Below are 13,719 nucleotides of genomic sequence, written 5' to 3' on the forward strand. Positions count from 1 at the left end.
CCTCCGTCGTGTTCCGGGGGCCGTCAGACGACCTGGTGGAGCCAGCGGACCGGGGCGCCCTCGCCCGCGTAGCGGAAGGGTTCCAGTTCGTCGTCCCAGGGCTTGCCGAGGAGCTTGGCGATCTCGGCCTCCAGCCGGGTCTCGCCCTGCGCGGAGCGCGCCAGGGCGGCCCGGAGCCGGTCCTCGGGGACCAGGATGTCGCCGTGCATGCCGGTGACGGCGTGGAAGATGCCCAGGTCGGGGGTGGCGCTGTAGCGCTCGCCCTCGGCGGTGGGGCAGGGCTCCGCGGTGACCTCGAAGCGGAGCATCCGCCAGCCGCGCAGGGCGGAGGCGAGCCGGGAGGCGGTGCCGGTCTCGCCCCGCCAGGAGAGTTCGGCTCTCCAGGTGCCGGGGGACGCCGGCTGGCGGACCCAGTCGAGCTGGACCCTCGCACCGAGGACGCCCGCCACCGCCCATTCGACGTGCGGGCAGAGCGCGCGCGGTGCGGAGTGTACGTACAGGACTCCACGTGTCGTCACCGGGACCTCCAGTGTGGGACGAGGTTCGCCTCTTCCCGGCGGCCTCAGTAAACATCATCGGGAGTGGATCTTCACAAACCGTCAAAAAGGGGACAGGTTGTGACGTGATGTAATTTACCGGAGCCGGTCGGCGAGGGCGCCTCTGGTTCGACGGGGGAAAAGCTATCGTGCCGCGCCGTCATCGGGGTGACGTACGGTCGGACCATGACGGTGCACACGAAGCTTTCACCCGCGAGGACGCCGAAGGAGGAACCGGGGATGCGCGGCCGGGGCCGTTTCCACACCGCCGTCGCCACCGCGACGGCGGCGCTGCTGTGCGCGGGGGCGCTGGCCGGGTGTTCGTCCGCGGCCCCGGAGAAGGCGGCGCCCACGAGCACGGCGACACCCGCGCCCACCTCCGCCTGGGACGCCTCCCCCTCCTCCCTCGCCGCCGTGGGCGACTCCATCACCCGTGCCTTCGACGCCTGCTCGCTCCTCTCGGACTGCCCCGAGGCGTCCTGGGCGACCGGGACGGACACGGCGGTCAACAGCCTGGCACTGCGTCTCCTGGGCCCGGAGAAGGCGGCCGGCCGCAGCTGGAACCTGGCGCGGACGGGGGCGCGGATGGCGGACCTCCCCGGGCAGATGACCGCCGCGGCGGCCCGGAAGCCGGAGTTGGTGACGGTGATGATGGGCGCGAACGACGCCTGCCGGCCGACCCCCGGCCTGATGACCCCGGTCGCGGAGTTCCGCGCCTCCTTCGGGGCGGCGCTCGCCCGGCTGCGGGCGGCGGCGCCGGAGGCGCAGGTGTACGTGGCGAGCGTGCCGGACCTGAAGCACCTGTGGTCGACGGGCCGGATCGGCGGCGCGGCGGGGATCTGGGACCTGGGCGTCTGCGGCGCGATGCTGGCGGACGCGACGGACCTGGGACCCGAGGCCGAGCGGCGGCGCGCAACGGTGTCGGAGCGGGTGGACGCGTACAACGGGGTCCTGGCGGAGGTCTGCGCGAAGGACGAGCGCTGCCGGTACGACGGCGGGGCGGTCCACGCGTTCCGCTTCGACGGCGGGCAGTTGAGCCCCTGGGACTGGTTCCACCCGAGCCGGGACGGCCAGGCGCGACTGGCGGAGCTGGCGTACCGGCGGATCACGGCGGGGTGAGGGCCCCGGGGCGGGTGTCAGGTCCCGCCCCGGAGCCGTCCCGGGGCACCGCGCCGGAGGGTCAGTCGATCTCCAGCGCGGCCGTCAGGCGCACGTCGTCGAGGGAGTGCGCGGCCCTGACCTCGTATGCCCCGGGTACGAAGGTCCAGTCGCCCTTCTCCTCGTCCCAGACCTCGAAGGCCCGGCGGGAGAGCGCGATCGCGGTCTCGACGGTCTCCCCGGGGCCCGCCTCGACGCTCGCGAAACCGGCGAGGAGGCGGCCGGGGCGGTCGGGGTCCCCCGGGCCGGGTACGGGCGCCAGGTAGACCTGGACGGTCTCGCGGCCCGGCCGGTCGCCGGTGTTGGTGATCCGGACGGTGGCCGTGTCGGGGCCCGCGACCAGGGAGTCGTACGACCAGGTGGTGTAGCCGAGGCCGTGGCCGAAGGCGTACGCGGGGGTCCGCCCGGTCCGGTCCCAGGCGCGGTGGCCGATGAAGGGGCCCTCGGCGTAGACGAGTTCCCCGTCGACGGGGACGACGTCGGTGACGGGGGCGTCGGCGAGGGCGGCGGGCCAGGTGGTGGGGAGGCGGCCGCCGGGCTCCTCGGCGCCGGTGAGGACGTCGGCGAGGGCGGCGCCGCCCTCCTGGCCGGGGAACCAGGTGAGGAGGATCGCGGCCACGTCCTCGCGCCAGGGCATCTCCACCGGGGAGCCGGCGTTGACCACGACCACGGTGTTCGGGTTGGCGGCGGCGACGGCACGTACGAGGTCGTCCTGGCGGCCGGGGAGCGCGAGGTCCGTGCGGTCGAAGCCCTCGGACTCGACGCGTTCGGTGGTGGCGACGACCACGACGGCGGTGTCGGCGGCGCGGGCGGCCTCGACGGCTTCGGCGATCAGTTCGTCGGGGTCACGGCGCGGACCGAGGTGGACGAGGGAGAAGACGACGGCCGGCAGCGGGGCCGCGAACCGCTCGTCGAGGGTGTGGAGCAGGGAGACCTCCACGGTCTCGCCCGCGGTGAGCGGGACTTGGGCGCGCTCGACCGGGGAGCCGAAGAGGGCCTCGAAGGGGTCGGGCTCGGAGCCCATGGCCTGGACGCCGTCGAAGACGGTCTCGCCGTCGACGGTGAGGACGAAGGCGCCGAGGCCCCGGGTGCCGAAGGAGTGCGCGCCGGTCTCGTGCGGGGTGAAGGTGCCGACGACCTCGACGGAGGCGAGGGCCTCGTGGGTGACGCCGTCGGGCAGGTCGCCGCCGATCCACTGGACCTGGCCGCCGGGCAGGGAGCGCTCGCCGAGCAGGTTCCCGGCGGCGTCGCGGCAGCGGGCGCGGAGGGCGAAGCCCCGTCCGGCGGGGGCGGGTTCGTCGTCGGGGTCGGCGCCGACCGCGTACGTCAGGGTGCCTTCGGGCAGGACGGCGGCGAGGCCGTCGAGCGGGGAGACGACGTGGTCGGGGAAGACCTGCGCGGAGCCGCCGCCGAGGACGCGGGCGTCGCGGGCGGCGGCGCCGGAGAGGGCGAGGGTGGTGCCGGGGGCGAGGGGGAGGACGGGGTCCCCGGTGCGTACAGGATCCTCCGGGAGGTTCCGTACGGGGTCCCCGGTCCGCGTGTGGTTCCGCACCAGGACGAAGCCGCGGTGGGCGATCTCGCGTGCCAGGGCGTCGCCGTCGATCGGGGCGGGGGGTTCCGTGACGGCCGGCGGGGCGCCTTCGAGGGCGCCGACGCGGGCGGCGAGCCGCAGGACGTTGCGTACGGCGGTGTCGACGGAGGACTCCGCCACCTCGCCGGCGCGGACGGCGGCGGCGAGGGCCTCGCCGTAGACGGTGGCCGGTCCGGGCATGGCGACGTCGAGGCCGCCCCGGAGGGCTCCGGCGGTGGAGCGGGCGGCCGTCCAGTCGGAGACGTTGAAGCCGTCGAAGCCCCACTCACCGCGCAGGACCCCGTTCACCAGCTCGTGGTGCTCGGTCATGGTCACGCCGTTGACCTGGTTGTACGCGGTCATGATCCCCCAGGGGCGGGCGTTCCTGACGATGGCCTCGAAGGGGGCGAGGTAGAGCTCGCGGAGCGGGCGGGGGGCGACGCGGTTGTCGACGGTGAAGCGGTCGGTCTCGGCGTCGTTGGCGACGAAGTGCTTGACGGTGGTGCCGACCCCGCCGTCCTGGACGCCCAGGACGTAGCCGGTGCCGATCGCGCCGGTGAGGAGCGGGTCCTCGCTGTAGGCCTCGAAGTGGCGGCCGCCGAGGGGGCTGCGGTGGAGGTTGACGGTGGGGGCGAGGAGGACGTGGACGCCCTTGCGGCGGGCCTCCTGGGCGAGGAGCCGCCCGGCCCGGCGGGCGAGGGCGGGGTCCCAGGCGGCGGCGAGCGCGGTCGGGGAGGGCAGCGCGACGGAGGGGTCGTCGACGGTCCAGCGGACGCCCCGGACGCCGACGGGGCCGTCGGACATGACCAGGGACTCCAGCCCGATCTCGGGCAGGGGGTGCAGGCTCCACATGTCCCGCCCGCCGAGCAGCCGGGCCTTGGCGTCCAGGTCGAGCTTGCCGAGTGCCGCGTCGACGGCCGCTTCCCGGGCGGCCTCTCCCGCCGTGCCCGCGTCCGTGCCCGTGCTCGCGCCCGTCTCCGCCATGGCCGTACCTCCTCGTCGACGTACCGATGGGGCCCATCGTGCACCCGTTTCCCTGTAGCGAGGTAGGTGATGTGATGATTCTGTTACTTATATGAAGAGGTACGGTCCTGTCCGACGGTCCTGTTCGACGACCTGTGGAGGGGGGCCCCGGGGATGGTGCGGGCCAGGAGCGAGGAGCGGCGCGCGGACATCGTGCGCGCCGCCCTCGAAGTGATCGCCGAGCGCGGCTACCGGGGCGCGACGCTCGCCTCCGTCGCCGAGCGCGTCGGGCTGACCCAGCAGGGGCTGCTGCACCACTTCCCGACGAAGGAGGCCCTGCTCGTCGCGATCCTGGAGGAGCGGGACCGCTGGGACACGAGCGGCGGCGGGGGCCGCGAGGGCTGGCGCCTCGACCTGGTCGACTCCCTCGTGGAGTACAACGCGATGCGTCCCGGGATCGTGCAGACCTTCTCCGCGCTGCTCGGCGAGAGCGTCACGGAGGGACATCCGGCGCGGGAGTTCTTCACCGAGCGGTACGCCCAGGTCCGGGCGCACATGGCGGAGGTGCTGCGCCTGGAGTTCGGCGACCGGCTGCCCGGCGGCCTCACCCCGGAGCGCGCGGCGCCGCTGCTCACGGCGGTGATGGACGGCCTCCAGTACCAGTGGCTCCTGGACCCGTCGGCGGTCGACATGCCGGGCGCCTTCCGGGACTTCGTACGCCTGCTGCACGGCGACGGGGCTTCCTGACCCGCGCCGCCCCACGGGCGGGATGATGGGGGCATGATCGTCGCAGCCACCCAGTTCGCCCCGGTCGCCGGGGACATCGACGCCAACGCGCGGACCGTCGCCGGCCTGGTCCGGGAGGCCGGGGAGGCGGGGGCCCGCGTGGTCGTCTTCGCCGAGCTCTGCCTCAGCGGGTACGAGCCCGCCCTGATACGGGACTCCCCCGGCCTGGTCCTCGCCGAGGACGACCCCCGGCTCGCGCCCGTGCGGGAGGCGTGCCGCGCGGTGTCGGCGGCGGCCGTGGTCAACGGGCCGGTGCGGACGGCGGACGGGCGCCCCGGCATCACCACGCTGGTGATCGGCCCGGACGGCGGGCTCCTCGCCCGCTACGACAAGCGGCACCTGTACGGCGTCGAGCGGGAGGTCTTCGCGCCGGGCGCGGAGGACGGCCGGTTCGTGCTCGACGGGGTCCGGTTCGCGACGGCCACCTGCTACGACAACCGCTTCCCGGAGCTGGCCGGGCGGGCGGCGGCCGACGGCTGCGCGGTCTACCTGGCGAGTTCGGTCCTGACGGCGGGGAACGACTCGTTCACGGAGGTCTATCCGGTACGGGCCCGGGACTTCGGCCTGTACGTGGTGCTCGGCAACGTCCTCGGGGCCAACGAGGACGGGGTGGGCCAGGGCCGCGCCGGCGTCTGGGGACCGGACGGGGAGCGGCTCGCGGACGCGGGTCCCGACCGGCCGGGCTTCGTGCTCGCGGAGGTCGGAGGCGCCCCGGTCTGAGGGGTTCCGGGCGCGCGGACGCCGGGCGGCCGTTCGGGTCGGCCGCCCGGCGCGGGACCCCGTGGACGGGACCCCCGGCCCGCTACGGGGCGCTCAGACCCAGCGTGTAGGCGCCGGAGCCGCTGTACGCGTGGACCACGTACCGGTAGTAGCCCGCGGTGCCGTTGTAGCTGGTGTTCTCGTCGGCGGTCGCCGTGCCGCCCACGGCCACGTCGGTCCAGCCGGACCCGTTCCACTTCTGCAGGTACAGGTCGTAGTCCTGGCCGGCCGGGCCGCGCAGGCAGCCCGTGTGGGTGCCGGACGTCGCCGAGTAGTAGTACGAGCCGTCGGGCTGGATGGCGGTCTGGCCGGACGTCAGGCTGCCCTGGTAGGTGCGCTGGGCGTTGGCGCAGCCGGTGGGCGGGGTCGTCGAGCCGACCGACAGCTGGTAGGTGACGGTGTGGGTGGCGGAGCCCGTACCGGTGACGGTGATCGGGTACGTGCCGTTGGCGGTGCCCGCCGCGACCTGGACGGTCATCGTGGAGGAGTTGCCGGAGGTCACCGAGGAGGGGCTGAAGGAGACGGTGACGCCGCTCGGGGCGCCGCTCGCGGAGAGCTGGACGGTCTGCGCGCTGCCGCCGACGGTGGTGGTGTTCACCGTGGAGGTGACGGAGGCGCCGGCCTGGACCGAGCCCGAGGACGGGTTCAGGGCGAGCGAGAAGTCCGGGGTGCTGGTGCCGCCGCAGTCGGTCTCACCGGACTGGGCGGGGACGCCGATGGCGTTCCAGGCGGCCTTCACCGCGTTGCACTCGGCGCTGCCGTAGGTGTTCTTGGCGCTGGTCAGGGTCGCCCTGCGGGCGGCCAGGTGGTTCCAGGACGAGGTCTTCATCAGCAGGGCGCCCATGAAGATCTTGCCGGCCTTCTGGATGCCGATGCCGGTCACCGAGGAGGGGCCGCCGGAACATATGGGGCTGTTGGGCTTGCCCCCGCCCGGGCTGGAGCCCTCGGCGAGCAGGTAGAACCAGTGGTTCTGCGGGCCGGCCGCCGCGTGCACCTCGGTGCCCGAGCTGAGCTGGGTGTAGCAGTTGGGGTCGTTGCCGACGAGCGACGGGTTGTACATGTTGCGGATCGGCTGGTTGTTGCCGGTGAAGTTCAGCTTCTCGCCGACCGTGTAGTCGGGGGTGTCGTTGGGGTTGTTGGCGTAGTGCTCGGTCAGCGCGCCGAAGATGTCGCCGGTGGACTCGTTGAGGCCGCCGTTCTCGTTGGAGGAGCCGGCGCTGCCCGGGGTCCGGTCGAAGATCTCGTGGCCGTACTCGTGGGCCACGACGTCGATGCCGGTGAGCTGGTTGGTGCCGTTCTGGTTGCGGCCGTAGGTGGTCTTCGTACCGTCGTAGTACGCGTTGACCTCGCTCAGTCCGGCGCGGGCCGGGACCATGCCGCCCTGTCCGTTCTGGCCGTTGTAGCCGAACCACTCCTTGAGCATGGAATGTTCCTTCTGCGCCGCGTACATGATGTCGACGCAGGCGGTCACCAGGTCGTTGGCGCCGTTGTTGCCCCAGGGCGGGGTGCCGGTGTAGGCGCTGCCGTTCTGGCCGCCGCACTTGAAGGAGCCGCGGGTGGTGTCGGTCATGGAGTTCGCGGCGGTGTCGATGGTGACGTTGCCGTTGTGGTAGCCGCGGCCGTCGGCGTGCAGGATCTTCTCGGTCGACTGCGCGACGGCTCCGGTGCGGGCGTCGACGTGGGTGTCGAGGGAGCTGGGGGCGCCCTTCGCGGTCCGGCCGACGACCAGGGTGCGCCAGGTCAGGACGGGCTTGCCGGCCTTGAGGAGCACGGTCAGTTCGGGGGTGCTCGCGGACTCGACGGAGGCGAGCTGCTTGCGGGCGGTGGCGAGCGCCGTGCCGGCGGGGACCTTGGCGGTGGTGGTGGCGAGCCTGATCGCGGGGGCCTTGGCGCCGGTGACCTCGCGGACCGCGCCCGTGGAGTCGGTGAGGACGACCGCGTCGCCGCCGCCGGCGACCGGGAGGCCCTTGTAGCTGCGCTCGTAGGCGGCGTAGTACAGGCCGTTCGCCCAGGGGGTGACGGAGGTCCGGACGAGTTCCTCGTCGGTGCCGTGCCGCAGTTCGTCGAGGCCGCTCTCGGCGGCGGTGTCGGCGGCGGCCAGGGCGAGGGACCGACCGTGGCCGGGCGGGACGGGTCGGTCCTGCGGGCCTTGCGGGGCCGCGGTGGCGGGCCCGGCGAGGGCGGTCGCGAGGCTCGCCGAGAGCGCCAGGGCGGCCACGGCCGCCGTGAGTCTGAAGGGGTGCACGTGGGCTCCGTTCGGGGTGGGGGATCCGGGGTGGGGACTCCGGTGTGGGGATTCCGGCCGGTGATCCGGGGTGTGGGACCGGGGTGGGGATCCGGAGTGGGGAAGTCGGATCGTCGCGCCGAGTATGGGCGTGGACATGGCCGGTCCGGGACATCCCATCCGGCATAAGACGCGGGTTATGGTGCGGCCGCCCGGTGCTGCGTACGCTGCTGAAATGCAACTGGAGTTGAGGCATCTGGAGGCCGTCTGCCGGATAGCGGAAGCGGGCAGTCTGGGGCGCGCGGCGGTGCGTCTCGGGGTCTCGCAGCCGGCTCTTTCGGCGCAGTTGCGGCGGATCGAGCGGGTCGCGGGCGGGGAGCTGTTCCTGCGCGGCCGCAGCGGTGTGGAGCCCACGCCGCTCGGTGAGTTCGTGCTCGCCAAGGCGCGTCTGGTCCTGGGCGAGATGGACGCGCTGGCGGCCGGGGCGCGGGCGGCCGCGCCGGACACCCCGTTGCGGCTCGGCTGCATCCTGCTCGTCCTGGTGGACCGGCTGATGGAGCGGCTCGAAGAGGTCCTGGCGGGGCGGGAGATCGCGGTGACCGTGGAGCACTCGGTGACCACGCTGACCCGACAGCTGGGCGCGGGCCGGTACGACGCCGTGCTGTACGGCGAGGTCAACGACCACGAGGTGCCGCTGCCGGAGGGCGCCACGGCCCGGACGCTGGTCCCCAAGGAGCCGTTCTGCGTGCGCCTTTCGGCGGACCATCCGCTGGCGGGGAAGGAGCGGATCGCGCTCGCCGAGCTGGCGGGCGAGTCCTGGATGACGCTGGTCGAGGACGACGACGGCGGCCCGGAGGCGCTGGTCGCGGCCTGTGCGCGGGCCGGTTTCGCGCCGCTGCTCCGGCACCGGGTGGCCGACCGCAAGATGCACTACGACCTGATCGCGGCGGGCCGGGCGATCTCGCTGAGCCAGCCGACGGCGCCGCCGGCCGCGGGGACGGTGCTGCGGCCGCTGGAGGGCGATCCGGTGACGGGGCGGATCAGACTGGCCTGGAACCGGGCGGCGGTCCCCGCCCGGCACGCGGAGCTGCTGTACCGGGCGGCGGTCGGGGCCTATGTGGCGAACGTGGGGACCAACGCCTTCCACCGGGAGTGGTGGGAGGCCCGGCCGGAGCTGCATCCCGCCCTGGGGGACCTTTCCGGGGAGGACCGCCCGTAGGGGGCCTCGGGGGGCTGTAGGGGTTCCCGGGGGCCTCCGGGCCCTGCGGGACCTGCGGGACCTGCGGGACCTCGGGGTCGTCCGTGGCGGTCTTCGGGGTCAGGAGAGGTGGTGCGCCCCTCGGGTGCCGTCGGACTTGCGGAGGGCGCCGCGCTCCGGGGCGTTCTCTCCGGAGGGCCTGTTCCGAGCCGCGTCGTTCCGGTCGTCGTCGTTCCGGTCGTCGTCGGGGGTCTCGCCGCGCAGGTCGCGGGCCATGAGGGTGGCGCCGGCGACCGCGCCCGGCATCAGGAAGACGGCGACGAAGGGCACGAGGAAGGCGAGGGTCAGCGGAACTCCGAAGCCCAGGACGGCGGACCGGCGTCCGCGCAGCAGTCGCAGCCGCTCCTTGAACTCGACGCCCCGGCGCTGGAGCGCGACGGAGGTCAGCTCCTCGGTGAGGAAGAAGCCGGAGACGCAGAAGCCGATGACGGGGACGACGGTCTGACCGACCACCGGGATGAAGCCGCAGGCGAAGAGCAGGACGCCGTAGAACGCGACCCGCAGCAGGATCCGCAGGCTGTCCCGGGCCGAGATCCACAGCTCACGCCAGAGCGGGAGCCCGGATTCGGGCACCTCGCCGCCCTCGCTGCGGTCGACCGCCTCGGAGAGCGACTCGTAGAAGGGCTGGCCGATGAGGAGGGTGACGGCGGTGAAGGTGATGACGGCGAGGAAGAGGCCGAAGACGAAGACGAGGGCCGTGAGGGTGCCGCGCAGGACGTCGAGCCAGGGCGAGGTCCAGTCGTCGGCGAACGGGGTCGCCCAGGCGGTCAGGTCGTCGGCGCCGTAGCCGAGTCCGACGAGGGCGCCCGCGTAGAGGACGAGGGTCACGAGTCCGGGCAACAACCCGAATCCGAACCACCGCCCGTGCTTGGCCACCCACTTCTGGCCCTTGACCAGGTATCCGAAACCCGCCCCGAGATCACGCATGGAGGTCACCCTATCGGGGCCGGTCGGGGGCCTGTTTCCGGCCACGGACCTGCTTCCGGACACGGCGAGGGCCGCACCCCGGTCGGTCGGGGTGCGGCCCTCGTGCGCTGTCGCGCGTCCGGACCCGGGGGCCCTGCTCAGACCGCTAGCTCCACCGTGATGTTGCCGCGGGTCGCCTTGGAGTACGGGCAGACCTGGTGGGCCTTCTCGATGAGGCTCTTGGCGGTCTCGGCGTCCACGTTCGGGATGGACGCCGAGATCTTGACGATGATGCCGAAGCCCTCGTCGTTCTTGCCGATGCCGACCTCGGCGGTGACCGTCGAGCCGGACACGTCGGCGTTCTCGTTGCGGGCGACGACCCCGAGGGCGCCCTGGAAGCAGGCGCTGTAGCCGGCCGCGAAGAGCTGCTCGGGGTTGGTGCCCTCGCCGGAGCCGCCCATGGCCTTCGGCGGGTTGACGACGACGTCGAGCTTGCCGTCGTCGGTGGCGACGCGCCCGTCGCGCCCGTTCTCGGCGGTGGCGACCGCGGTGTAGAGGACGTCGGAGTGCTGGATGGACATGCTGGGTACTTCCTTCTGCGGTTCGCCGCGACTCGCGCCCACGATCGCGACGGCTGAAGGAAGCCTAGCGGGTCACACCGAGACGATCATCTTCCCGGTGTTGTCGCCGCGCAGCAGGCCGAGGAAGGCGTCCACGCCGTTCTCGATGCCCTCGACGAAGGTCTCGCGGTGCTTGAGCTCTCCGGCGGCGAGCCAGCCGCCGACCTCCCGGACGAACTGCTCCTGGAGGTCGTAGTGGTCGCCGACGAGGACGCCCTGGAGGCGCAGCCGCTTGCCGATGATCTGCGCCATGTTGCGCGGGCCGGGGTCCGGCTCGGTGTCGTTGTACTGGGCGATCATGCCGCAGATGGTGGCGCGGCCGTGCACGTTGAGCGAGGAGATCGCGGCTTCGAGGTGGTCCCCGCCGACGTTGTCGAAGTAGACGTCGATGCCGTCCGGGGCGGCCTCGCGGAGCTGGTCCTTGACCGGGCCGTTCTTGTAGTTGAAGGCGGCGTCGAAGCCGAGCTCCTCGACCAGCCACTTGACCTTCTCGTCGGAGCCGGCCGAGCCGATGACCCGGGAGGCGCCCTTGATGCGGGCCATCTGGCCGACCTGGCTGCCGACGGCCCCGGCCGCGCCGGAGACGAAGACGGCGTCGCCCTCCTTGAAGGAGGCGACCTCGAAGAGGCCGGCGTAGGCGGTGAGGCCGGTCATGCCGAGCACGCCGAGGTAGGCGGAGAGGGGGGCGAGGTCGGGGTCGACCCTGGTCGCGTGCTTGGCGGGCACGTCGGCGTACTCGCGCCAGCCGAGGCCGTGCAGGACGTGGTCGCCGACGGCGAAGCCCTCGGCGTTCGAGGCGACGACCTCGCCGACCGCGCCGCCGTCCATGGGGTGGTCGAGCTTGAACGGCGGGACGTACGACTTCACGTCGTTCATCCGGCCGCGCATGTACGGGTCGACGGAGAAGTGCAGGTTGCGCACGAGGATCCGGCCCTCGGCGGGCTCGGCGACCGGGGTCTCGCGCAGGGCGAAGTCCGCGGGGACGGGCCAGCCGTGCGGGCGGGCGACGAGGTGCCACTCACGGCTGGACGCGGGAAGAGCGGACATGGGCACGGCCTCCAGGAAAGCTTCAGATCAACAAAGGTTCACTGCCTGAAACAACCATGCGCCTTGATATTTCACGTTGTCAAGTATCCGGGTAGGATGAAGTCCATGGCCACCTCACGCACGGACCCCCTGACCTTCGAAGTCGTCGAGCTGATCGGCACGGTCGTGGCGCGCTACTACGAGGAGTACGAGCAGGCGGCCGCGCAGCACGCGCTGACCGGGGCCCAGGCCCGGGTCCTCGGCCTGCTCTCGCTCGAACCGCTGCCGATGCGACGCATCGCCCTGAAGCTGAAGTGCGAGCCGTCCAACATCACCGGGATAGTCGACCGTCTGGAGGCGCGCGGCCTCGTGGAGCGCCGGCCCGCCCCGGACGACCGGCGGGTCAAGCTGGCCGTCCCCACGGACGAGGGCCGGGCCGTCACCCTCCGGCTGCGCGAGTCGCTCGACTTCGCGCGCGAGCCGCTCGGCGAGCTGACCGAGGTCGAGCGGACCCTGCTGCGGGACCTGCTGAAGCGGATGCTGGGCGAGGAGCCGGCGTAGGGGGCGGGGTCGGCGTAGGGCGTGGAGCCTGCGTAGGGCGAGGAGCCCGCGTAGGGCGCGGGGCCCGCGTAGGGCCCGGGGCCCCGCCGGCACAGGGCGAGGGGCCGGCGTGGGGCGCGGCGCCCACCCGCACCCGTTCCCCTACACGCACCACCAGAGGAAGCGGGTGCAGGCGGGGGACGGTTCCGGCGTCGGGGTCGCGGTCGGCGCGGGGCCGGTGGCCGGAGAGGTGGTCTTTCCGGGCTTGTCGGGATTCCCCGGAGTCTCGGGCTTCCCGCCGGGGCCGGAGGGCGTCGGGTCGCCGGCGGACGGGGTCGCGTCGGGCGAGCCGGAGGGCGAGGCCGGGGACGTCGCGTCCGGCGACTGCGCCGGGGTGCCGTCGCCCCCGCCCTGACCGGTGGCCGGGCCGGAGCCGGAGCCATCGGTTCCGTAACCGGGCGCGGTGCCGGTGCCGGAACCGGTGCCGGTGCCCGATCCCTTGCCGGTCCCCGTTCCCGTACCGATGCCCGTACCGACGCCCGTACCGACGCCCGTGCCGACTCCGGCGGTGGAGTCCGCGCTGACTTGGCGGGGGCGGGTGGACGCGGAGTCCGGGGCGTCCGTCACCGGGGCCGGTCCGGGGCCGTCCGGCGTTCCGGTGCTCTCGACGGGGTCGGGCGGCAGCGGGCTCTCGGTGACCTCCAGCTCCTGGACGGCCGTGGCGGGACCGCCCGGCGGCGGCTCCTCCAGGGCCAGTTTCGCCAGACTCAGCGTGCCGGCCGCGAGGACGAGGCCCAGCGTTCCCAGCAGGACCGTGCGGCCCCGGCGCGTCCGCGACCGCCTCCCGCGACGCGCGGAACGGCCCTGCGCCCCGCGGGAGGCGGTGCGGGCGGCCCGGCGGCCGCCGGCGGACGGGCGCGGCGGCTCGACGGTGCCCAGTTCGTAGACGTGCTCGGGCGCCACGGCCGGAGCGGAGGCCGGGGCCGGGACGAAGGCCGAAGCCGTGCCGGAGGCCGGGTCGGAGACCGAAGCCGGGGTCGCGGCGGGTGCCTGCCGGGTGGCGGTGATGTGGGGGGTCTCGTACCGCAGTTCCTCCACGGGGGTCCCGCACCCGGCGCAGGCGAGGGCCCCGTTGAGGTGCCGCCGGCACGCGTGGCAGTAGTCCATGGGGCCCGCAGGCTATGCGGCCCGGCACACCGTCAGATAGGCGCGGACGTGAGGATCCTGTGAGGAAACCGCAGGTCGAGGGCGGTGCGTCGCGATTCTCCCGCTTCGGGAAGGATCGCCTCCGGTTCCTTCCCGCATCCTCCGGCCCTCTTTCCCGACCCTCCGGAACCGACCGGCTCCGGAGGGTTCGCCCCGGCCGGCGCCGG

Annotated in this window: 12 protein-coding genes; 5 read left to right on the forward strand and 7 right to left on the reverse strand. The window is 73.6% G+C overall.

From position 1 onward, the window contains the following. Positions 1-23: 23 nt before the first annotated feature. On the reverse strand, positions 24-518 hold the full coding sequence (locus ACFY7E_RS06150; RefSeq protein ID WP_389481324.1) for a DUF3145 domain-containing protein: 495 nt from the start codon (positions 516-518) through the stop codon (positions 24-26). A gap of 258 nt (positions 519-776) precedes the next feature. Here ACFY7E_RS06150 and ACFY7E_RS06155 point away from each other — a divergent pair, with 258 nt between their 5' ends. Continuing rightward, positions 777-1,655: an SGNH/GDSL hydrolase family protein gene (locus ACFY7E_RS06155; protein ID WP_389482194.1), complete on the forward strand. Its 879-nt coding sequence runs from the start codon at positions 777-779 to the stop codon at positions 1,653-1,655. 61 nt (positions 1,656-1,716) lie between these two features. Here the strand turns inward: ACFY7E_RS06155 and ACFY7E_RS06160 are convergent, their stop codons facing one another. Then, positions 1,717-4,248, reverse strand: a complete 2,532-nt coding sequence (locus ACFY7E_RS06160; RefSeq protein ID WP_389481327.1) for a beta-glucosidase — start codon at positions 4,246-4,248, stop codon at positions 1,717-1,719. A gap of 153 nt (positions 4,249-4,401) precedes the next feature. Between ACFY7E_RS06160 and ACFY7E_RS06165 the strand changes: the two genes are divergently transcribed. Both ACFY7E_RS06165 and ACFY7E_RS06170 read left to right on the forward strand, forming a co-directional pair. Then, on the forward strand, positions 4,402-4,974 hold the full coding sequence (locus ACFY7E_RS06165; protein WP_389481329.1) for a TetR/AcrR family transcriptional regulator: 573 nt from the start codon (positions 4,402-4,404) through the stop codon (positions 4,972-4,974). A 33-nt stretch (positions 4,975-5,007) separates the two neighbouring features. Next, the gene (locus ACFY7E_RS06170) at positions 5,008-5,733 is read left to right on the forward strand and encodes a carbon-nitrogen hydrolase family protein (RefSeq protein ID WP_389481332.1); all 726 of its coding nucleotides are present in this window, start codon (positions 5,008-5,010) and stop codon (positions 5,731-5,733) included. 82 nt (positions 5,734-5,815) lie between these two features. On the opposite strand, the gene ACFY7E_RS06175 is transcribed toward ACFY7E_RS06170, so the two are convergent. Continuing rightward, the gene (locus tag ACFY7E_RS06175; RefSeq protein ID WP_389481334.1) at positions 5,816-8,017 is read right to left on the reverse strand and encodes a M4 family metallopeptidase; all 2,202 of its coding nucleotides are present in this window, start codon (positions 8,015-8,017) and stop codon (positions 5,816-5,818) included. Between the two features lie 214 nt (positions 8,018-8,231). On the opposite strand from ACFY7E_RS06175, the gene ACFY7E_RS06180 reads away from it, so the two are divergent. Then, positions 8,232-9,215 carry a LysR family transcriptional regulator gene (locus tag ACFY7E_RS06180; RefSeq protein ID WP_389481337.1) on the forward strand — a complete coding sequence of 328 codons (984 nt, stop codon included), beginning with the start codon at positions 8,232-8,234 and terminating at the stop codon, positions 9,213-9,215. A 99-nt stretch (positions 9,216-9,314) separates the two neighbouring features. Here the strand turns inward: ACFY7E_RS06180 and ACFY7E_RS06185 are convergent, their stop codons facing one another. From ACFY7E_RS06185 to ACFY7E_RS06195, 3 genes are all read right to left on the reverse strand, one after another. Beyond that, positions 9,315-10,181: an EI24 domain-containing protein gene (locus tag ACFY7E_RS06185; protein ID WP_389481339.1), complete on the reverse strand. Its 867-nt coding sequence runs from the start codon at positions 10,179-10,181 to the stop codon at positions 9,315-9,317. A gap of 137 nt (positions 10,182-10,318) precedes the next feature. Next, positions 10,319-10,741: an organic hydroperoxide resistance protein gene (locus ACFY7E_RS06190; protein WP_383442170.1), complete on the reverse strand. Its 423-nt coding sequence runs from the start codon at positions 10,739-10,741 to the stop codon at positions 10,319-10,321. A 72-nt stretch (positions 10,742-10,813) separates the two neighbouring features. Beyond that, positions 10,814-11,827, reverse strand: a complete 1,014-nt coding sequence (locus ACFY7E_RS06195; RefSeq protein ID WP_389481342.1) for an NADP-dependent oxidoreductase — start codon at positions 11,825-11,827, stop codon at positions 10,814-10,816. 105 nt (positions 11,828-11,932) lie between these two features. On the opposite strand from ACFY7E_RS06195, the gene ACFY7E_RS06200 reads away from it, so the two are divergent. Then, positions 11,933-12,367: a MarR family winged helix-turn-helix transcriptional regulator gene (locus tag ACFY7E_RS06200; protein WP_389481345.1), complete on the forward strand. Its 435-nt coding sequence runs from the start codon at positions 11,933-11,935 to the stop codon at positions 12,365-12,367. Between the two features lie 141 nt (positions 12,368-12,508). Here ACFY7E_RS06200 and ACFY7E_RS06205 read toward each other — a convergent pair whose 3' ends face one another. Then, complete coding sequence (locus tag ACFY7E_RS06205; protein WP_389481347.1) at positions 12,509-13,513, reverse strand: hypothetical protein; 1,005 nt, start codon at positions 13,511-13,513, stop codon at positions 12,509-12,511. Positions 13,514-13,719 lie beyond the last annotated feature (206 nt).

Source organism: Streptomyces sp. NPDC012825 (assembly GCF_042900925.1).
Taxonomy (GTDB): Bacteria; Actinomycetota; Actinomycetes; order Streptomycetales; family Streptomycetaceae; genus Streptomyces.